General features: G+C 50.0%; 17 protein-coding genes. 8 read left to right on the top strand and 9 right to left on the bottom strand.

Annotated features, from left to right (window positions below):
* Nucleotides 1-13: 13 nt before the first annotated feature.
* Genes J9260_RS14195 through J9260_RS14185 form a run of 3 tightly spaced genes read left to right on the top strand, consistent with a single transcriptional unit; the run spans nucleotide 14 to nucleotide 2,234 of the window.
* Entirely contained in the window at nucleotides 14-1,378 is a 1,365-nt protein-coding gene (locus tag J9260_RS14195; RefSeq protein ID WP_210218374.1) for a hypothetical protein, read from the top strand.
* A 47-nt stretch (nucleotides 1,379-1,425) separates the two neighbouring features.
* Nucleotides 1,426-1,710: a type II toxin-antitoxin system TacA family antitoxin gene (locus J9260_RS14190; protein WP_210218373.1), complete on the top strand. Its 285-nt coding sequence runs from the start codon at nucleotides 1,426-1,428 to the stop codon at nucleotides 1,708-1,710.
* Nucleotides 1,710-2,234 (top strand): GNAT family N-acetyltransferase, encoded by a 525-nt coding sequence (locus J9260_RS14185; RefSeq protein ID WP_210218372.1) that lies wholly within the window; start codon nucleotides 1,710-1,712, stop codon nucleotides 2,232-2,234. The genes J9260_RS14190 and J9260_RS14185 overlap by 1 nt, the downstream gene beginning before the upstream one ends.
* Before the next feature lie 5 nt (nucleotides 2,235-2,239).
* Here J9260_RS14185 and J9260_RS14180 read toward each other — a convergent pair whose 3' ends face one another.
* Together J9260_RS14180 and J9260_RS14175 are read right to left on the bottom strand one after the other, a co-directional pair.
* Nucleotides 2,240-4,393, bottom strand: a complete 2,154-nt coding sequence (locus J9260_RS14180; RefSeq protein WP_210218371.1) for a nitric oxide reductase activation protein NorD — start codon at nucleotides 4,391-4,393, stop codon at nucleotides 2,240-2,242.
* Nucleotides 4,393-5,211 (bottom strand): CbbQ/NirQ/NorQ/GpvN family protein, encoded by an 819-nt coding sequence (locus tag J9260_RS14175; protein ID WP_246499459.1) that lies wholly within the window; start codon nucleotides 5,209-5,211, stop codon nucleotides 4,393-4,395. The genes J9260_RS14180 and J9260_RS14175 overlap by 1 nt, the downstream gene beginning before the upstream one ends.
* A gap of 158 nt (nucleotides 5,212-5,369) precedes the next feature.
* Here J9260_RS14175 and J9260_RS14170 point away from each other — a divergent pair, with 158 nt between their 5' ends.
* From J9260_RS14170 to J9260_RS14155, 4 genes are read left to right on the top strand one after another with little or no spacing between them, the layout of a single operon-like run.
* Nucleotides 5,370-5,855: a hypothetical protein gene (locus J9260_RS14170; protein WP_210218370.1), complete on the top strand. Its 486-nt coding sequence runs from the start codon at nucleotides 5,370-5,372 to the stop codon at nucleotides 5,853-5,855.
* 3 nt (nucleotides 5,856-5,858) lie between these two features.
* Nucleotides 5,859-7,355: an OmpA family protein gene (locus tag J9260_RS14165; RefSeq protein ID WP_210218369.1), complete on the top strand. Its 1,497-nt coding sequence runs from the start codon at nucleotides 5,859-5,861 to the stop codon at nucleotides 7,353-7,355.
* 9 nt (nucleotides 7,356-7,364) lie between these two features.
* Complete coding sequence (locus J9260_RS14160; RefSeq protein ID WP_210218368.1) at nucleotides 7,365-7,868, top strand: Rab family GTPase; 504 nt, start codon at nucleotides 7,365-7,367, stop codon at nucleotides 7,866-7,868.
* Nucleotides 7,861-8,919 carry an HD-GYP domain-containing protein gene (locus J9260_RS14155; RefSeq protein ID WP_210218367.1) on the top strand — a complete coding sequence of 353 codons (1,059 nt, stop codon included), beginning with the start codon at nucleotides 7,861-7,863 and terminating at the stop codon, nucleotides 8,917-8,919. The genes J9260_RS14160 and J9260_RS14155 overlap by 8 nt, the downstream gene beginning before the upstream one ends.
* Nucleotides 8,920-8,937: 18 nt before the next feature.
* On the opposite strand, the gene J9260_RS14150 is transcribed toward J9260_RS14155, so the two are convergent.
* Entirely contained in the window at nucleotides 8,938-10,527 is a 1,590-nt protein-coding gene (locus J9260_RS14150) for a hypothetical protein (RefSeq protein ID WP_210218366.1), read from the bottom strand.
* 416 nt (nucleotides 10,528-10,943) lie between these two features.
* On the bottom strand, nucleotides 10,944-12,641 hold the full coding sequence (locus J9260_RS14145; RefSeq protein ID WP_210218365.1) for an AAA family ATPase: 1,698 nt from the start codon (nucleotides 12,639-12,641) through the stop codon (nucleotides 10,944-10,946).
* A gap of 437 nt (nucleotides 12,642-13,078) precedes the next feature.
* Between J9260_RS14145 and J9260_RS14140 the strand changes: the two genes are divergently transcribed.
* Nucleotides 13,079-14,317 carry a tyrosine-type recombinase/integrase gene (locus J9260_RS14140; protein ID WP_210218364.1) on the top strand — a complete coding sequence of 413 codons (1,239 nt, stop codon included), beginning with the start codon at nucleotides 13,079-13,081 and terminating at the stop codon, nucleotides 14,315-14,317.
* A gap of 172 nt (nucleotides 14,318-14,489) precedes the next feature.
* On the opposite strand, the gene J9260_RS14135 is transcribed toward J9260_RS14140, so the two are convergent.
* From J9260_RS14135 to J9260_RS14115, 5 genes are read right to left on the bottom strand one after another with little or no spacing between them, the layout of a single operon-like run.
* The gene (locus J9260_RS14135) at nucleotides 14,490-15,947 is read right to left on the bottom strand and encodes a DUF3987 domain-containing protein (protein WP_210218363.1); all 1,458 of its coding nucleotides are present in this window, start codon (nucleotides 15,945-15,947) and stop codon (nucleotides 14,490-14,492) included.
* Nucleotides 15,948-15,998: 51 nt separating this feature from the next.
* Nucleotides 15,999-16,967: a toprim domain-containing protein gene (locus J9260_RS14130; RefSeq protein WP_210218362.1), complete on the bottom strand. Its 969-nt coding sequence runs from the start codon at nucleotides 16,965-16,967 to the stop codon at nucleotides 15,999-16,001.
* Nucleotides 16,964-17,188, bottom strand: a complete 225-nt coding sequence (locus J9260_RS14125; protein ID WP_210218361.1) for a helix-turn-helix transcriptional regulator — start codon at nucleotides 17,186-17,188, stop codon at nucleotides 16,964-16,966. Before J9260_RS14125 ends, J9260_RS14130 begins: the two co-directional genes overlap by 4 nt.
* Nucleotides 17,185-17,424 carry a hypothetical protein gene (locus J9260_RS14120; RefSeq protein WP_210218360.1) on the bottom strand — a complete coding sequence of 80 codons (240 nt, stop codon included), beginning with the start codon at nucleotides 17,422-17,424 and terminating at the stop codon, nucleotides 17,185-17,187. The genes J9260_RS14125 and J9260_RS14120 overlap by 4 nt, the downstream gene beginning before the upstream one ends.
* 13 nt (nucleotides 17,425-17,437) lie before the next feature.
* Entirely contained in the window at nucleotides 17,438-19,015 is a 1,578-nt protein-coding gene (locus J9260_RS14115) for a hypothetical protein (protein ID WP_210218359.1), read from the bottom strand.
* Nucleotides 19,016-19,022 lie beyond the last annotated feature (7 nt).

The following is a 19,022-nucleotide window of genomic DNA, read 5'->3' as shown; positions in this document are numbered from 1 at the left end:
AGGAGAAACCGCTATGCCCGATACTCAAGGTACTATCGCCGAATTCCAGTCACCGCAAGGGGTGCGCGAACGTTGCGTGGCGTTGCCAGATATTCCTGGTGGCGTTTATACCCGCAAGGATAAGGCTAAAGAGGAAGACTTTCTCGCCATCGACTTTTACGACCCGCGCATTGGGTTATGCCCGAAAACTTGGAGTACCAGCCCCGGCACAATGGTGCGTGACATTGCCGCTACCGGACAGTCGCAGGCGGATTACGAGCGGGTGTGCAAGGGTAAAGATGTACCGTCAACGGTGAAAAAACTGGCGGTTTATAAGCAAAGCATGAACCAAAACAACACCAGCGGGACGTTCTCGATGGCAGCGTTGTTGTATTACCATTTTGCCCGCTATTTCGACACATCGGTGGCTGTGCCGGTGGCAGTTTATCGTGAAATGGATCGTAAGCAGCATTACCAGCGCGTTACCAAACGTGGCGATGCGTTAACCAGTTCCGGGATGATTGCCGCTGGCTGGAAGCACCTCGCAACGGCGGAAGCTGATCCGGCTCACTTCGGCGCAGCCGCGAGTTTGTTTACCTCTGATCGCAGTAAAGTTTTCGGCTGTATGCTCAAAGGTAAGGGTGAGCGTTACGGCGCGGAAATCAACGGGGTGCGCTCCAGTTGGGGGACGGTGCAAAATGAGGAGTTCCAGCGCACTGCGCCGTACACTGCATTGGGTCTGGATTTACCGTTGCTGCAAGCGATTGATGAAGGCAAACGGCTGGCGTTTCGTGATGCAAAAGTGAAAAAAGATACCGTGGATGCGTCCGCTTTTCAAATGATGTATTGGATGAAGGAACTCACTGAGGTGGTGTTGCTCGATTATATTTTTAGTCAGCAAGACCGCATCGGTAACATTGATTTTCAGTGGAAATGGTATTGGCTGGATGACGGCAAAGTCGAATCGCAAGATGCCGATAGCAAACTGTCGCGCCGTGACATGAGCAAGATCAAAGTGCCAGCAGAATTGGCGGGCTTCTCCCCGGTATTATTGCAGCGCACTTTCTTGAACGACAACGACGCGGGCGGGCGCGTGGAATACGTCAATTTCGCCAAAAAGACCGGAATGTTGCAAAAGTTACGCCATTTCAGCGCGGATACCTTTGAGCGATTACAGCGGCTGAATCGTGATTTGCAAGACGGTGGCGCGGTGCTTCAATACATGAAAGCTCAGTTTGTACTCGACGATAAACAGGTGAATCAGATCATCAAAAACACCCGCTTGGCGACAGAGATTTTGCAAGACACCTGCTCCATCGGGAAATTACGCTTTGACCTAGACGCACCTAAGCAATTTTTCCTGACAGGGAAGGTGGAAGTGGCAGATGCGGCTTGCTAACCGTACTTATTCCGTACATAATGAGCGAAACATTAGGGGAGTAACCCATGCCGAGCTTAGCTGTACCACGTGATGAACGCATTGATTTGCGCCTTTCTGCTGACATAAAAGCCCTGTTGACTCGTGCAGCGGCGTACTCAGGCGTGTCCGTATCCAGCTTTTTAGTCGCCAGTGCCGCAGAGCAGGCTAAACGTTTGGTGGCTGAACAAGAGTCATTGATGCTGACGACGAATGATTGGAATGCATTTGTGAATGCCTTGGATGAAACTGATAAGCCACGTCCGCGTTTGGTTGCAGCGATGCAGCGTTATCATGCGCGGCGAGGTGATTGATGACGTTACAGTGGGAAATTGTGCCACTTGCCAAGCACCATGATCGTAAAAATTTCCGATGCGGAGAGGCGGCTTTGGATGATTATCTTGCCCGTTTTGCGCGTCAAAACCACGAAAGTGGCATAGCAAGAACGTTTGTTGCGGTTGATCCGCAGCAGCCAAATCGGATTGTGGGTTATTACTCGTTAACGGTTGGGCAACTTGCCAAGGCTAATTTTCCTGATCAGGTGGTGAAACGACTGCCTCATTTTCCGATACCTGTAGCACGTCTGGCACGATTGGCGGTTGATCAAAGCTTGCAAGGGCAGGGTTTGGGGGAGGATTTGCTCGTCGATGCACTATTGCGTTGCTTACGCATTGCTGAGGAAACCGGCATTTTCGCTGTGGTGTTGGATGCCAAACACGACAAAGCCAAAGCGTTTTATGCGCGTTACGAGTTTGAAGCATTACCTGATCAACCGTTGGTATTGTGGTTGCCGTTGGCTGCATTGGCGCATTTACAGCAGGTCAATAAATCTCAATAAACCGTTTACGTCGTCAACCGCCGGTAAATATCGGCGACTTTCAACGGTAATTGTTTCACGTCGTCGATTTCCACCCAATTTGCGTGCCCGTACATGTGCGGTAAATAGTCTTTACCGTGCCTGTCGATGGTAATGCAAAACGGGTGAATCCCGGTGCGTCGCGCTTCAAACAAGGCTTGGCGGGTGTCTTCAATGCCGTATTGGGTGTTGTAAATGTCGAAATAGTCTTCTGGTTTGCCATCGGAAAGGGTGATCAGCAGACGGCTTTTGGCCTCGATTTCGTTGAGTTTTTGGCTTAAATGGCGGATTGCTACGCCTAAGCGGGTGTAATCTTTTGGGGTAATGCCTGCAATGCGGGCTTTGGTAGTGGCGTTATACGGGTCGTCGAAGCTTTTGACGCGGAAGATTTCGCAGCGTTTGCGCCCGATCCCGGAAAAGCCGTAAATCGCGTAACGGTCACCCAGCGTTTCCAGCACTTCGCACAGCATGACTAGCGATTCGCGTTCGGCATCGTTGATCCAGCCTTTGGTGCTGCCGCTCATATCGACCATGAACATCACCGCTAAATTACGGTCGGCGCGGTGCTGGTGCATGAATAATTTATCACTCATTTCACGCCCGTCACGGCTATCGGCGAGGGCTTCCACCAGCGCGTCAATGTCGACATCATCGCCTTGCACCTGACGTTTTAATAAGCGGTTTTCATCGCGCATTGCCTCAAAAGTGCGGCGCAAGTGTTTCACTATGCCCTGATGTTTGTGTAATACGTGTTCGACGTAACTAGGGTCGGCGGGGCTAATGTCGATTTCGCGCAAGACGCACCAGTTTTTGCGGTAATGTTGCCGTGCATGATCCCATTCGTCGTAAAGGAACGCACCGTCTTCGTGGTAAGTGCCTTTCCAAGGATCGCTGTCGTTTTCCTTTTCCTCATACAGTGATGGGTCGTATTCGCCATCGCCCGCAGGAACCAGAAATTCCGGTGGAATCTCACCCCAATCCAGCATGATCGAAGTCAGCAATTGCTTCACATCGTCCGGCGGCGCAATCGGTTTATCATCCAGCACCAATTCCATGCTGCCTTCTTGGGTTTCACGCACCTCAAATTCCGGCACATCCGCCTCTTTCTCTTCCTCCCCCTCGCCCCTTGCGGGAGAGGGGGCTGGGGGGGGAGGGGTTTCCCCCAACTCCTTCGCCAATTCCGCCAACTTCACCCGCAGCAACATTTTTTCACGTTCCATCCGTGCCAGCATACAAGCACGCACCGCTTCAGGATTTAACGCGGGGTAATAACTGCGAGTGGGTAATTCGAGTTCAAGCGCGTGGGGGAGCAACGCCAGTACGTCGTTCACAGTCGCATTGGGTGCTTGCAGGGTGAGAAGACCGTCCATCCCCAGCCCTTCCCCCGCAAGGGGTGAAGGGAGCGAAGAAGTACCTTCGTCTAATTGCTGCATATCGCGCCATAAACCGGGTAATTCACGCCTCAAACACGCTTCAATACGCAAAGTGTCCAGTGCGTGGAACACCGCGATTGCCCGCGCTTTATTGGGGTAAGCATCAAAGGCACTGGCGAAATCTACCCGAAAGCTACCGAAACGGGTTTGCGCCCACATAAAGGCAACTTGCGCTTTACACAGTAAAAAATTGTCTTTGGCTTTTTCCAGACGTGCGGTGATATTGGGTAAATGCAAGGTTTCGCTATCGGTGTAAACCGTTTCGCCTTGCGCAAGTTTCAGTCGCCGCCCTGCAAGCCCGCACACGAAGGTGGAAAGAATCGGCTCGACTTCCTCAAACATTACGCCTTCAGCCAACGCGAGTGCACTGCCCACAAAACTGTCAACTTTTTGAATGACCTCAAGGGCAGGGCGCAAGCCTTCACGGTCAAACACGTCTGCGGCGTGGACTGCCCAAGCTTCAATCACGCGCCGTTCCATTTTGTCGATGGCATCCACCACCCGAATAATGAATTCGTGGCTAATGTAAACGTTAGTGGTCAGCAGCCGTTCCGCCCAGCCGATAATAAAATCCTGGGTAGTGCGGTCGAGATTAACCAGCCCTTCCACCAAATGCTCGACTTTCAGCCATGTAAACTCGACTTCGTAAAGTTCCTCAAGGCGGGTAAGTAAAACGTCGTGGCTGTAAGGGCGGTTACTCATTTTCATTAAAACAACGCCCCGATGAGTTCGTTAATGGCCGCAATCATGTCGCTGTCATCAGTCAACGCCAGTGCCACCGCACCTTGGCAAGCAGGGCGCGGATCAATACCTTTCGCCATTAATTTACCGGCATGGACTAGCAAGCGGGTAGACGCGCCTTCTTCCAAACCGTTCCCTTTGAGATTGCGGGTCATGTCCGCCAGTTTCAGCAATTTATCGGCGGTAGCGGTGTCTAGTCCGGTTTCGTGAATAATGATTTGGCGTTCTAATTCGTGATTGGGGTAAGTGAATTCAATCGCCACAAAGCGTTGCCGCGTCGATTGTTTGAGTTCCTTTAAAACGCTTTGATAACCGGGGTTATAAGAAATCGCAAGGCAGAAACTGTCCGGTGCTTCCAGCAATTGCCCCAGCTTTTCAATCGGCATAATGCGCCGGTCATCCGCCAATGGGTGAATGACCACCATCGTGTCTTTACGTGCTTCGACAATTTCATCGAGGTAACAAATGCCGCCGGAACGCACCGCACGGGTCAATGGCCCATCGACCCACACGGTTTCGCCGCCTTTCACCAGATAACGCCCCACGAGGTCGGAAGTGGTCAAATCGTCGTGGCACGACACGGTAATCATCGGGCGTTGCAGTTTCCAAGCCATGTATTCCATGAAGCGGGTTTTGCCGCACCCGGTCGGGCCTTTGAGCAATACCGGCAAATGGCTGGTGTAAGCGGCCTCAAACAAAGTCACTTCATTGCCAACGGGTAAATAATACGGTTGGGCTGCGATGGTGTATGACGACGGGTCGTGAATGCGAGCGGTATTCTCCACTTCAAGCTCCTAGCAGGGTTGGCTGAAAGCGCGATGATAACAGTAGGGTGAATGGTAAGGGTAATGCTTTGCTCACCCACCAAATATCCGAAAAAGTAGAGCGTGCATCGCCCTCGTGCTAATTTAGTCCTACCCCATAACAACATAAGACAATAATAATGATGACAGTAGCAGAAGAACTGGAGTTCACCCCCCCAGTACAAGACAAGAACCTCGATATGGTGCGCAACATTCTATTCGGTGAGCAGGCGCGTGACAGTGAGCGGCGTTTGGCGAATTTGGAGCGTTTCGTTAAGGTTTGGACCAATTCCGTGCGTGATGATATTCGTAAAAGTCACGACAGCTTAAACCACGAATTACACCTTGTTCACGATCTGTTAGCCGAAGAGTCGCGGGCGCGGATTGCGGATGCGGGCGTGTCACGTAAAAATTACGAGCAAACTGGCAAAAGCATCGAAAGCTTATTCCGGCAATTGCAGCATACCCAAGATGCGTTCTCGCAACGTCTGGAACAGCAGCGCGAAGATTTGCTCAATGAACTGAAACAAGCCGCCGAACAGTTACGTCAGGATAAGATTGACCGCAAAGCCCTCGCGACCTTGCTGGATAATGTTAGCCGTCAACTGTCGATTGATCCGGTGTAAATCATGACGGGGACACCCGACGTTGAGCAGTTACGCCGCTTACTTTTCGGTAAGGATTACGACGCACTGCTGGCACTCAAGGAACAGTTTGAGCATTCCGACAAGTACAGTGCCAGTGTCGCCGGGATTATTTCCGAGGCGTTGGCGTTGCGTGGCAGTCAAGACGATTCACTGTCGGAGGCATTAGCTCCGACGGTGGAGCTGGCGTTAACCAGTTCCATCAGCAATAACCCCAGACGCATTGCCGACATGCTGTACCCGGTGATGGGGCCTGCGATTCGCAAGTCCATTAACCAAGCCTTGAGCGAAGCTTTAGAAAACCTCAATCAGGTGCTGGAAAACAGTCTGTCGCTGCGTTCGTGGAAATGGCGGTTTGATGCATGGCGTACCGGGCAAAGTTACGCCAAAGTCGCACTGTTACACACGTTGGTGTATCAGGTGGAACAGGTGTTTTTGATCCACCGTGAAAGCGGTTTACTGCTGCAACACGTTGAGTCCCCGCAAGCCATCAGCAAAGACCCGGAAATGGTATCGGGAATGTTGACCGCAATTCAGGATTTTATTGCCGACTCGTTCGCGGTCAATCAGGCCGATACCTTGCGCACCCTGAGTTTAGGTGGGTTAACTGTGGTGATTGAACACGGCCCGCAAGCAGTGCTGGCAATGGTGGTGCGCGGCACTGTGCCGGGTGAATTACACGCCTTGTTACTGGAAACGTCTGCGGCGATTCACCGCCAATACGCCGCTGCGTTTAAAGCGTATGACGGTGACACCCGCTTGTTTGCCAATGCCAATAACTTATTGAGCGATTGCCTGAAGTCCCAACAGCAGCGTAAATCACAAGGTTCACCTTGGTTGGCGTGGCTATTGCTGGCAACGGTGTTAGCTGGTGTGGTTTTCTGGCTGTATACGGCGTATCAGGCGGGGCAGGCACAGCAACAGCAGGCCGAACAAGCGCGACAGGCGCAGCAACAAGCGATGCAAACCTTGGATGAGCGTTTACAGCAATTACAAGCTAATACCAGTGATTTGCAACAGTCCCTGCGTACTTTGTCTGACGAACAGCGGCAACAAAATACCCAGCGTCGTCAAGAGATTGAGCAAAAAACCCAGCAACGCAGCGACGATGAACGCACGCTTGCGGGTTTGACGCGCGAAATCGAAGCCAGCAATTACCCTTTCGCTTTGGGTAAAGCAGACGTGGCGTTAGACGAAATCAGTTTGGTTAAACTCGGTAAGTCAATTCAAAGCTTGGTGAGCACAGCGCAGCGTGTCGGTAAAATTCCTCAAGTAATGATTGTGGGCAATGCGGATCAAACCGGCAACGAAACCATTAACCAGAAATTAGCACAACAACGTGCCGAGAATTTACGTGATGCACTGGTACGCAATGGCGTTCCGGCATTCGCGGTGGTGGCTTATAGCGCGGCGCAAGCAGGGCAGCCCGCGACTTTACAGAAAAACGAACGCAGCACCCGCTACCGCGTGGGGCTATTTTAGGGGTTTACCATGATTCAAAAAAAAATCTGTCTGCTTGGCTCGTTTTCTGTCGGCAAGACCAGTCTGATTAGCCGTTACGTGAATAGCTTGTTCAGTGATCGTTACCTCACCACCGTCGGGGTTAAAATCGACAAGAAGCAACTCACTTTAAACGGTAAAGATTTTTCGCTGGTGATTTGGGATATTGCGGGCGAAGACGATTTCACCAATATCCGCACCGCTTACCTGCGTGGGATGGCGGGTTACATTATTGTGATTGACGGTACGCGCCAAAATTCGTGGGAAGTGGCGTTGTCGATCAATACGATGGTCAAAGCGAATGTGGGCGAGTTACCGATGGTATTCGCGCTGAATAAAGCTGACCTCAAAGCGCAGTGGCAAGTGGAAGCGCAACAGATTCGTGCCCTCGAACAAACCGGCTACCCCGTGTTAGAAACCAGTGCCAAACTCGGTTTAGGCGTGGACGAGGTTTTCACCCAATTAGCGCAACAATGGGGAATTAGCCATGACTAATTTGCTATCTGCCATTTACGATTCGCTCAATATCGTGGTGTTCGTGCATGAACGCGACAGCGATTTCACCTTGCACGCAGCAGCACCGGATTGGCTGGTATTTTTCCTCGGTAAGTCATCCTGTCCGCAGACTTGTGCGTTACCGGATGTTTTCCCGTACCTAACGTGCTTTATGGATGATGCGCAACAACACTGGGATGCGAAACAAGCCTTTCCGCTGACCTCCGGTTCATGGATTGAAACCGACGCACTGGGCAATGAACTCGCACTCGAAGCCACAGCCTTGTGGGTGGATAATCAAGCGGTATTGCTACTGCAAAATTTAGGCGAAAAATACCGCCAAGAAGTCAGCCGTTTACAGCAAGTGCGTAACGGTTTACTAACGCAGGAAAAGCTCGAAAACGAAGTGCAGAAGCGCACCCTCAAAATCAAGCAGCGTGAGGAAGAAATCGCTATCAAGCTGGTGAGTTTAACCAGTTACCGCGATGAAGAAACCGGAGCGCATGTGCGTCGTATCGGGCTTTACGCTGCGGCAATGGCAAAAGCCCTGAATTGGCCTGCGCAACAAATTGACGACATTCGGATTGCCGCACCCATGCACGATTTGGGCAAAATTGGCATTCCCGACCGCATCTTGCTTAAAAAGGGCAAACTCACCGATGCGGAATTTTCGATTATGAAACGTCATACCGAAATCGGTGCGAAAATGCTCAACGATTCCAATATTCCCGCGCTCGATATGGCGGCGGAGATTGCGTTGTGTCACCACGAAAAATGGAATGGCACAGGCTATCCGCGTGAAATCAAAGGTGAGGAAATTCCCATTGCCGCACGGATTACCTCGATTGTGGATATTTACGACGCGCTGGTGCATGAGCGGGTTTACAAAAAAGCCATGTCGGAAAAAGACGCGATTGCGCTGATGGCAAGCATGGCGGGTTCGCACCTTGATCCGACATTATTTGAGGTGTTTTTAGGGCTGTTGCCAGTGATGCGCCGCATCCGCACCGAAGTACACGAGCTGGAAGATTTGATGGTGTCGTGTGTTTAAGATGCCACGCCCGCTTGGTTAAGGGGCGTTAGTTGCAACGACTTTCGTGGTGGGGCTTTGTTGGCTGGCAATGAATTTTGCCAGTTTTTGGCGTTTTTCTTGATCTTGTACCTTACTCAACAAGCGATTGGCATTAGGATAAGCCGCAAGCAAAACGTGACTGGTCGCAATTTGCGCGAATGCATTGGATTGAGCTTCGGAGTTATTGGGTAAGGTTTCTGCGATTTCTTGCGCTGTCGTTAGCAAATTCTGGGCAGCCAGTGGGCTGGCGAATAAGGCTTGTTCGTTGGCTAAACGGCTAAATAACGTTGCTTGTTCTGCCGCTTCTGGCAAAGTTTTAGCAACAGTAACGGATTGCTGTTGGAAGTGTTCACTGTCTTCGCGCTCCTCAAGCAAGGCGTGCGCTTTACTGAGTACGCCTGCAATCAGGGCTTGGGTTGGAATATCTTCGGCTTTGCTCAATTCCGCTTGGATAAATACGAGGTTCAACGAAGCCATATCGCGTTGCTTCTTTTGCATGTGCCATTCGGTCATCTCCAGCAGCAGTAACACACGGGGATATGCTTCAGGGGTTTGCGTAATCAGTGTATCCGCTTGGTCGGTTTGATTGGCAGTGAGGTGTTCGTGTAAACGTTGCACCTGTTGCTGATATTCTGCTGCGGGCATGTGGAAGCGAGCAGGAAGCAAATCTTTCCATTCTTCGTTATTGATGACTGCATTGACCGCTTCTGGTGCTAGTGGGGCTTGTTTTGGTACGGTCTTCCCAGTTTCCGCTAGTGGCTCGGTGGTGCTATCGCCTGTTAATGCTGTTACGTCGATACCTTCGCCATTGCCATCAGGGCTGGATGCTCCGGCGGCGGATTTGATTTGCGCAATGATGTTTTTGATGGCTTTGCTTAACCCATTGGCTTGAGGGAGTTGCCCGGCTTCTTGTTGGGTTGCCAGCTCCTCCGCTGTGGGTTGATTGAGGTAATAGAGCGTGCCAATCCCAATGCTGATGGCTGCAACCGCTGCCGCGATTTTGATGCCAAGGTGAGTTTTACCATCATCCAGCAAGCCTAAGCGACGTTTGGCTTCGTCTTGCAGCATGGCATCTTCTTTGATTTTGGCGAGGCGTAAAGCTTCACCCAGTTGTTTGTCGCGGCTGAGATTGTGCTTTTGCTGTTGTTCTTCTATGGCTTGATTGAGGCGGGCTTTGCGCTGATAACGTTCACCTACGATCCCGCATTTTTCACAGCTTTCGAGTCGTCCTTCGTGGTTTTGGGTTTGCTTTGGCTGTTTGTGCCCACAAGCAGGACAGGTGTAAATCTCGCTGCTGACCGTGGCGGTTTGCGGTGCTTTAGCGACAATTTGTAACGCTGGACGAATTTGCCCAAGAATTCCCAGATTGTGTAACTGTTGTGCCAACGCCTTCGCGTCTTCGAGATTCAAGTTTTCCCGGATCGCGTTAGCTCTTCCCTCGAACAATAAGGCATCAGACAGCTTGAATTCCAACTGCGGGCTGTTGTCTTTGAGGAGAGCTTGAACCTCGTTAACGATGACGCTGATATTTTTGTTGGTGTTATGACCAGTGACAACAATGTCAAACAACGCTTCTGCTTGGGACATACGAAAGTGCCTTGTTTTTATGGGTTTTCTATAGCGCAGGAGGATAGGGCGGTGGTGTCGGGTTGTAAAGCGGTTACAGATAAACGTTATGTTGATGCTTTGGGGTAGCAAAAATCCGCCGGAATGAATCGCTAGTTATCCTTAACCACTGTTCATTTATACGTGTCCGCATACGTTCAGTTCCGATACCCCACCATCGGAATGCCTGATAAACTCTTTCGCCAAGGTGGTTCGGGTTGTATCGCTCACTCGCTTTATGCTCCTGTTTGAAGACAGGCTCAAAGACTTTGTTTGATTTATGAGCAAAACGCAGTTACACAGATTTCTTTACAGTCTCTGGCAATGCGGTTTTAATCATACAGTCAGTAATATCCCCCCGTTCCTGAGCATTGTCGAAGGGCGGGGGAATTTACGGTTCACTGCACCCGCAGCACCTCAACGATCTCCCCATCCGTCACAAGCACCCATGCAGCCAAATCCCGCAATCGAGCTACCTCCGGCAATTGCAGATAACCCTGAACTTGGGTGATGCCCTCCTGCTTTTTGGCTTCCCACCCGGCGGGTTTGTCACCCTTTTTACAGTACTTCAGTTCCACCAAATGCTGAAATGGTACTTTCAGCGGATTACGCTCTAGCAGCAAAATATCGGGGTACTTATTCCCCATTTCACGTTCACTGTGGATGAAATAAATCTGAGTTTGGTATAGCAGCGTGAGCAAAATCACTTTCAGGTGCTTTTCATCCATTTTCAGCGCGTCACGGTTGGAAAGCAGTTGCATCACCCGCTCCAGTTGCGTGATGAGTGGCTGAAAATCGGCATTCACCGCCAGTTGTTCTACCGCCAAACGTAAATCATGATTGGGGATGCTAAACTGATTACGCCGTTCCAATTCTACCTTGAAATAATGGAAGTAAAATTCACGGATGGCGTAGTTAGGAATAACAAAGATTTCACCGGCAAAGGTTTCCCGACTCAACGTGATAAAGCCCATGTAAGCCAACAGGCTGATGAAATCATCACACTCAAACCCCTTGTCGAATTCAAACTTGCGGCGTTGTGCCGCTTGCGCCTCCCCGGTGTTAATCAGCAATTCCAGCACCGAAAAGTTAACATCACGATTGCCGATACTGAACATTTTCATAATCTTGCCGTAGTCAGAGGCAATGTTTTCGTCCAGCATCGGTTTAGGATATTCGTAGCGTTTACGGTCGAAACTGTCCACGAAGTACAGCAGCATGTTCGCGTTATACACGCTGGTGTCGGCTTTGAGATTGAAGCGGTAGCCGTTGTACCACAGGCGAGTGTCCTCCAGCAGTTTTTCCAATCCCAGCGCACAGTGGTCTGCCAGTGGTTGCAACAAGGTAATGACTTCCGCCTCGGTAAAGCCAATGGCTTCGTTAAAATCTTCGTGCAAGGACAGATTTTTACCGATATTGAAACCACTGGTCATGCTGTCGAGCATTAACGGCGTTACGCCCGTAATAAATAGGCGATCCAGCGTGCCGCGCTGGGTGGCGGTTTTCAGTACTTCGTAAAAACTGCGCACAAAGCCGCCCTTGCCCATGATTTTCTGGAACAGCTTCAAATCGTCGGCGAGGATGCTATTGGCAAAGTGGTCGTATTCGTCAATGAGCAGCAAGATTTTTTGGTCGCCCAAGATGCGTAAAAAGGTTTCCATCCGGCTTTGTGGGCTAGTTTCAGTGTTAATGAGTGTGTGGGTTTCTGGCGGGTAATGGTAACGCTGTAAAAAGCCCAATAAGGCATTGGCTATCTTACGGTCGAAAGCATGGTAAATCGTATCATGCCCTCCATCAGTATCAATCCCGCTGAAATCCATGAACAACACCGGGTAGCTATTACATGATTGGGTTGGATTTTTACCGATGTAAAGCCCGCCAAACAATGCATCAAAGTCATCTCTACGCGCTACATCGTAATAATGTTCCAGCATTGACAAGAACAGGCTTTTCCCGAAACGGCGTGGGCGTAGCAGGAACAGGTGGCTACCCGCCGCTTCCAGTTTGGGGATGTAGTCGGTCTTGTCGATATAGATATAACCTTCGGTTATCACTTTCTTAAAATTGCTTTCGCCGTAAGGGATTTTCGGGAACATGATGTCGCTGTCCGTCGCTGGGTGGATGCCAGCAGTATAGTAGGTGTGAGGAGGCTGGCAAAGCGTATTCTCTCGCCTAAAATGCGCCAAAAACTGGACAAAACGTGCTGTCACACGCCGCAATTGTGTTGAGCATGGTAAGACTTTGGATCGCTACTCAACTTTACTTAGCTTGTATTTGTCATGCGGAAATTGCAGGCATAAAAAAAAGCCCAAGTCACTGAAACTTGGGCTTTTTTTGAATAGTGGCTCCTCGAACTGGACTCGAACCAGTGACCCACGGATTAACAGTCTATTCTATCCCCGTTTTATGCAGTATCACCGCATCTCACTTATGCATTTATTTGTTTGATTTTAATCATTTTATTGTCTTTTTCTGTATCGCCTTGTAGCATGGTTTCCCACATCAAAAGTACACCGTAAGGGACACCGTAAATATGGCACTGACTTACACCAACCATAAAGGCATTAAAGCCGCAAAACCACCAGAAAGTGGTCACAAGGAATACAAGGACACGAACACTACCGGCTTGTATTTACGTGTATACAGCACGGGACTGAAAGTATTTGTTCATCGTTACAAAATCAAGGGTAAGCGTCTTGTCTTCACTCTTCCCTGCATTGTCTTGAACCAGCGTAGCAGCGAATCAGATATAAGTTTGGCACTTATGGAGGCAAGAGCTATTCACGCTAAACAACGGTTAGATATTAAAGCGGGGAATGATCCTGCGATAGAGCGTGATTTGAAAGCTCATCACATCCAAACCATGCCAACATTGACGGAGTTTGCTGACACTTACATAGAGCGTCATGCCAAACCCAATAAAAAGAGTTGGAAAGAGGATCGGCGGATGTTGGATGTTGATATTTTGCCGGTGTTGGGGGATATGCCACTCAATAAAATAGAGCGTAAGCACCTTATCAGTTTGCTCGACAAAAAACAGGATTTAGGGGTTCTGACATTGCGTAATCATTTGATTGCTCTGCTAAACAAGTTGTTCAATTTCGCGGTTGATGATCGCAGTATCATAGGCGCGAACCCCATGCAGGGCATCAAAAAAATAGCAATCAAAGCACGGTCAAGAGTATTGAACGATGACGAAATACAGATGTTTTGGGAGCGTACCAGCGAAACGGGTGGGTTAGCCCCGTGTACGCGCCTTGCCCTGCGTCTTGTGCTCGTCACTGGACAAAGACCGGGGGAGGTATGCCAGATGCGGCATAGCCAAATATACGGTGATTTATGGAAAATGCCGGAAACCAAGAATGGGCGTGCACATATTGTCCCACTTACCCCAATGGCATTGGGAATTATACAAGAGGCATCGCTTCACAGTAGGAATGGCATTGTGTTTCCCAATAGTAAAGACGGTGTAATGTTGGTAAATGTACTTGATAGAAGTATGAGTCGTCACAATTGGGGCACAGATGATAAGCCAACCCCACACGATTTGCGCAGAACCTGTATGACCGGGCTTGGGGCATTGGGGGTTAGCCGTTTTGACCAAAACCTCGTGGCTAACCATGTGGACAACAGCATTGGGGCTATTTATGACCAATACGCCTATGGAAAAGAAAAGAGACAAGCGTTAGAGGCATGGGCACAACGGCTTACCCAAATCATCGTTTGTGAAACAACAAGTGAAAATCTTTCCTACATTCCTACAAATAGATAAATATACGCCTCTAGCCCTTATGTGACCTCATTCCTTGATGTAGGAAATCGTTCCTACAAACTTCCTACATTTCCTACGGATTTGGCTGTTTTAGGCAGTATTTTGCCCAATGGCTAAACGGCAGGGACAAAAAAGCCGCAACGTGTGCGGCTCTGGGTTGATGTGTGAGATTTCAGGCTATGAGCCGTAACAGGTTGCCTTTGCTGTTGCCCAATACGTCAAATTCCTCCCGTTCTGCAATGACTCCCTTAGTAATCAGGCGGTCAATGGTATTTCTGATGGCTTCGTTGGGCTTTTGCGATTCCTTGAAGGGTTTCACCTTGGCTTTGGCTTGCTGTATTTGCCTGCGGGTCGCGCTTTTTTTCTCGCCGAGGTATTCGATAATGCAACCTTCCTCAGAATCGAACCCAATGACCCCAACTTTGAACAAGAGGTTAAGGGTGTTTTCTATCATGTCTTGCATGATAGCCATTGCAGCGTGGATAAATTGGCTAGGTATCTCACCAATGGGGTGGTCATAGAGGTAGGCCAGCAATGCGGCAATTTTCATGACGTGCATATCGACTTTGGAGGCGACACCGCGCATGGTTGCGGTGCTGTATTTGCCACCATCTGCTAGGTGTGGCTCAATCGTGTTCCTGAACTGGTAGATGGCTTTCCAATCCTCCTTGCTGATCCGGTAAGCTTGCAACTCACCAAAGTCTTGGGTGAGTTCCAATACCTTATCCGCCATGCCGGTAACGATCCGGTTATAAACGTTTTGGCTGTATTCCGTTGGATAATGTTGCTTGGTGTGGTCGCGGCTACCCTGTTGAGTTGGCTCTTGCGCCAACAGGAAGCGTTCCGCCATGCCAGAGCCTTTGGATTCACTCAACATCGTTTCAATGGCAGCGGGTTGGGCAAAACAGGTAATAGCTCCAACCACTACACCTGTATAGCCGTTACGGGTGGCGCGGCTGGAAGCATGGTATTCAGCATTGAAGCCTTTCAATGGTAGGTCATTGTTGTTCTTCCGACCATCACCACCGTAGACAGCACCAACCAGCGTATTCACCACAGCTTGCTCGGCACTGGCTAGGGAGAAATAGCCATTGGATTCCACTAACAGCGGTTCAAGTGCCTCCACGGTCGAGTCGGTGATAAAAATCCGTGCGGGTGGTGGCTCTTTAAATGGTTTTTTTCCCTCTTCTTCTGATTCTTCATGGGTTTGTTTGCGTTGTTTCCATGCCTTGTAAGCTGCTTTTTGGGCATCAAAGATCGGGCGTTGGAAGGATTTCAGCATCCGGCTTTTTGCATCGCCTGGAAGTCCACCACAAATGACATATTCCCCAGCGGGCAAGACATCGCCGTTTTGATACGCCACACCAAACAAACGGCACGCTACTGATGAGACAACACCTAAAGCAACCAAGAGGCTGGTGCTGGGGTAGATGTTACACATCTTCGCCACATCACCAACGTACCGCTTAAAGTCCCCATCGGGCAAGTGTGCCAGCAGGTTTAAATGGTGGGGTTTGTGGTTCTCTGTTTCTGTATCGGCAACAGGTTCAGGACGTTTCTTACCTTGAGGAAATTCAAACACTGCTCCGCCTAAACCCACGGATTTCTGGGTATTTTTCTGATTTTCCATGCTATAATCTCGCTTGCTAAAGTTGATCTCAAAAGCCCGGTTAGCTGGTAACTAATCGGGCTTTCTCGTATTTAGGATTTGGCTAATATGCCAATCATTCCAGTCACTTTTCCCCTCACTCATTGGCGGTTTAATCACTGCGGCATTAACTGCTATTGCTGCCTGTTCCGCATAATACTTGCCCGGATTTTCGATCTTTTTTCCCGCTATGATGATAAAGCTCCCTATGTCGTTATCCACGGCATAAACCAGTTCAGTATCGGGATAGCATCCCCTAGCCCAATAGCCAGCTCCCAGCAGGTTACTGGTGCTAAAGGCGACAATAACGGGGTTACGAGTGCGGATATGGATAGATACCGCCGTTGCCCAACCTTCGGCGATGTACAGGCGGTTTGCGGTTTCACCTGTTGTCAGCCCACCGCCAACCCAGCACAGTCCATCCTTGATGCTGCCACGGACAAATTTTCGTCCTTGGACGGTGATTTGCTGGATACCCTGCAAATAGCCAGTGTGGTCGTATATCGGGATCAGCAAATCCGATGGGCTAAGGTATTGCGCTGGCGTTGCCGCTGTCTCCGGTATCACCGCATAACGCTGGCGGGTTTGCCTGCCGCCAATCGCCAATATCCGCTTTTTTGCCACGTAGGGATGCTCATGGGCAGCAGGTATTGAGTCGGCAATGATCTGTTGCAGCATTGCCCTCAGTCGTGCTTTTTCCCGCGCTGCTTGTGTCGCGGCTTGCTGTGCCAGTGTTTCCGCTTGCTCCTTTTTGCGTCGATATTCGGCGGCATCAATATTGGCATGATCTTCACCCTCCCACTCCTTCCAGACATGGCAAGTATCGGGCTGCTTGTGGTGGCGGTAACGCACCAACAACCCCTTGGGGAGGTAATGCCCAACGTAACTGATTTTGTCCGCACCTTTGCCATCGCACCGCCTGCCCGAATGCCATTGCCCATCAATCACCGGGTTTGTGATTGCCAGTCCGACCGTGTGGGTCATGTGGTTTTGCAGGTTCATGGGGTGTTGGCATCGCTGGATGGGGAGGTTGTATCCCCGTTTTCGCGGGTGTTGATGAATGTCATCACGTCAGATAGCAGCCATCTGACGGAGTTCTCCCCAAATCGTTTGCGCTTGGGAAATGCGCCTTTGGCTTCCAGCCGGTAAACGGTAGCCCGTGATAGCCCCGTCATTGTCACGACTTCGGGGAGTTTTAGAGCGCGTTCGGTTGTTTGGATCATGTTGCTACTCCTGTTTGTTGTTGAATCGTTAAAAGATTTTGGTTAATTAGTAATGCCGCAATTTCCCCGTCGATGAATGCCGGATCAGCATCAGCCGGAAAAAATGCTGTGCCGTGCGTGCTGCCAAAAGCGTTGATTTCGTCCATTAAGTCGGCTTCTTCCTTGTCGGTTATCCAGTACCCGTCAAGCCAGTAGTAAACGGGCTTCAGGGGATTCGGTGTGTTTTCTGCTGTCATGTGTGAATTCCTCTTATCCAATCCAGATGTATTTTTTGCCGCCGTTACGGTAGGCGGGGTTAAGCTCCATTAGCCCGTCCCGTATTGCACGGCTGAAAAAGGCTTTTTGCATGATGGTTATCCGCTCCGGGTCATTGGTCTTGCTCCCTGTCATTGCTGGTGCAATTCGTTTCTGTATCCAATGCCATGTAGGTTTAACAGAGGGTTTGCACTCCCCTATCCGTACCGCTTGCACCCATACCGGGTAAAGGCTGTCTGAACCGTTAGCTAACGGTCTTAAACCGGTTTCCGGTTTTGTACCCTCTGTACCGTTAGCTAACGGTTTTAGCGTGGTTTCCTGAAGTGGTTTTTCAGCCGGTAGGGTAGTGATTGCATCAAGAGGCATATCGCGGTAATCGCTGGAACCGGTGCGCAATTCCTCGCGGTAAGTGTGGCCCGGTAGGTTTGAAGTGGATACGGTTGTATCCGGCTTGCCGCTGCGCTTGTCGGTATCCACGAACCCAGCAAACCCAGCCGGTGCGGTTTTCAAGGGTGCAGTAAAGCCAATACCCGAACGCTGAAACGCGTCGTCCTGCTGATCTGATACCGCATCTTGCAAGCGGTCTTTGAAGTGCTCAATTTTGCCGGTTTCGCGCATTTCCATCAGGTCGATAATTTCACTTTCCTTAAAATCAGTAGCTTCAAACTGTTTGCCGGTGTGGTGAAAATAATTGATCTTTAGTTGCTTGAATTCCGCTTCTAGCCGGTCAATCTCTTGCTTCAGTCGCCACTCGTTGTAAATCGTGAGTGAGTGACTAATTTCAAAGATCAAGGCGGCGATAAGCGCGGCGATGACTGCACCTGTGGCAGTGGTTGAACCGAACAGTTCAGCAAACGATTTAGCAATGGGAAGGGCATGGCTTTCACGTTCTTTATCCAGTGCAGATTGTTTGGCGGTAATCGCTTCAGCATTGGCAGTGATCGCGGCTTGCCGGTCGGCTGCGGCTTGCTCTTTAAGGCTGTTTACCCGTGCTAGGGAGTTGTTACAGTCTTTGAGCTTGCCCTCTGCCAGTTTGCGTTGGCACGCTACCAGCTTGAACTCTGCATCAGCGATAAGGGAGGCATAAGTGCTTGTGCCGGAGCTAACTGTTGTCCCCATGATCGCTTTGCCAGCGTTCGAGTTTTCTACCGCTTGGTGGGCTTTTTCCTGCTGCTGCGAGGATGCAGAGGTGATTTCAAGATAGATGCCACTCACAATAAAAAACGCGATAATTGCGCCCATCCAACGCGGATCTATACCGCGCTTGCTTAACGCCTTGTAACCGGAATGCTTACCCATTGCTAATGCGGTGGGCAACACCACAATAAAAAAGCCGATAACGATGATGGCAATGTAATTACCAGCATTTGCACCGAAGAAGGATTGCAACACCCAAAGCGGTGCGCCGTACATCGCCGCCGCAAACATCAGATAAATAATCCATGTCGCAACGGTAAAGAACTGTTGCGCCCATTGGTTTACCTTAAGGGCTTGGCGTTCGTCTGCTAGAGTGCGCTGCGAATCCGTCATTTCTGAATGCAGGGCAAAGGCGTTTGTCATTTTGTCAGACATGGCTTAC

This window comes from Thiothrix unzii (assembly GCF_017901175.1).
In the GTDB taxonomy this organism is placed as follows: Bacteria; Pseudomonadota; Gammaproteobacteria; order Thiotrichales; family Thiotrichaceae; genus Thiothrix; species Thiothrix unzii.
The sequence above is the reverse complement of the archived record's forward strand: the minus strand, read 5'-3'. Positions and strand labels throughout refer to the sequence as shown.

Coding starts and splice junctions, on each gene's coding strand:
- J9260_RS14195 (WP_210218374.1), top strand. CDS start 14: ATGCCCGATACTCAAGGTACTATCGCCGAATTCCAGTCACCGCAAGGG.
- J9260_RS14190 (WP_210218373.1), top strand. CDS start 1,426: ATGCCGAGCTTAGCTGTACCACGTGATGAACGCATTGATTTGCGCCTT.
- J9260_RS14185 (WP_210218372.1), top strand. CDS start 1,710: ATGACGTTACAGTGGGAAATTGTGCCACTTGCCAAGCACCATGATCGT.
- J9260_RS14180 (WP_210218371.1), bottom strand. CDS start 4,393: ATGAAAATGAGTAACCGCCCTTACAGCCACGACGTTTTACTTACCCGC.
- J9260_RS14170 (WP_210218370.1), top strand. CDS start 5,370: ATGATGACAGTAGCAGAAGAACTGGAGTTCACCCCCCCAGTACAAGAC.
- J9260_RS14165 (WP_210218369.1), top strand. CDS start 5,859: ATGACGGGGACACCCGACGTTGAGCAGTTACGCCGCTTACTTTTCGGT.
- J9260_RS14160 (WP_210218368.1), top strand. CDS start 7,365: ATGATTCAAAAAAAAATCTGTCTGCTTGGCTCGTTTTCTGTCGGCAAG.
- J9260_RS14155 (WP_210218367.1), top strand. CDS start 7,861: ATGACTAATTTGCTATCTGCCATTTACGATTCGCTCAATATCGTGGTG.
- J9260_RS14150 (WP_210218366.1), bottom strand. CDS start 10,527: ATGTCCCAAGCAGAAGCGTTGTTTGACATTGTTGTCACTGGTCATAAC.
- J9260_RS14145 (WP_210218365.1), bottom strand. CDS start 12,641: ATGTTCCCGAAAATCCCTTACGGCGAAAGCAATTTTAAGAAAGTGATA.
- J9260_RS14140 (WP_210218364.1), top strand. CDS start 13,079: ATGGCACTGACTTACACCAACCATAAAGGCATTAAAGCCGCAAAACCA.
- J9260_RS14135 (WP_210218363.1), bottom strand. CDS start 15,947: ATGGAAAATCAGAAAAATACCCAGAAATCCGTGGGTTTAGGCGGAGCA.
- J9260_RS14130 (WP_210218362.1), bottom strand. CDS start 16,967: ATGAACCTGCAAAACCACATGACCCACACGGTCGGACTGGCAATCACA.
- J9260_RS14125 (WP_210218361.1), bottom strand. CDS start 17,188: ATGATCCAAACAACCGAACGCGCTCTAAAACTCCCCGAAGTCGTGACA.
- J9260_RS14120 (WP_210218360.1), bottom strand. CDS start 17,424: ATGACAGCAGAAAACACACCGAATCCCCTGAAGCCCGTTTACTACTGG.
- J9260_RS14115 (WP_210218359.1), bottom strand. CDS start 19,015: ATGTCTGACAAAATGACAAACGCCTTTGCCCTGCATTCAGAAATGACG.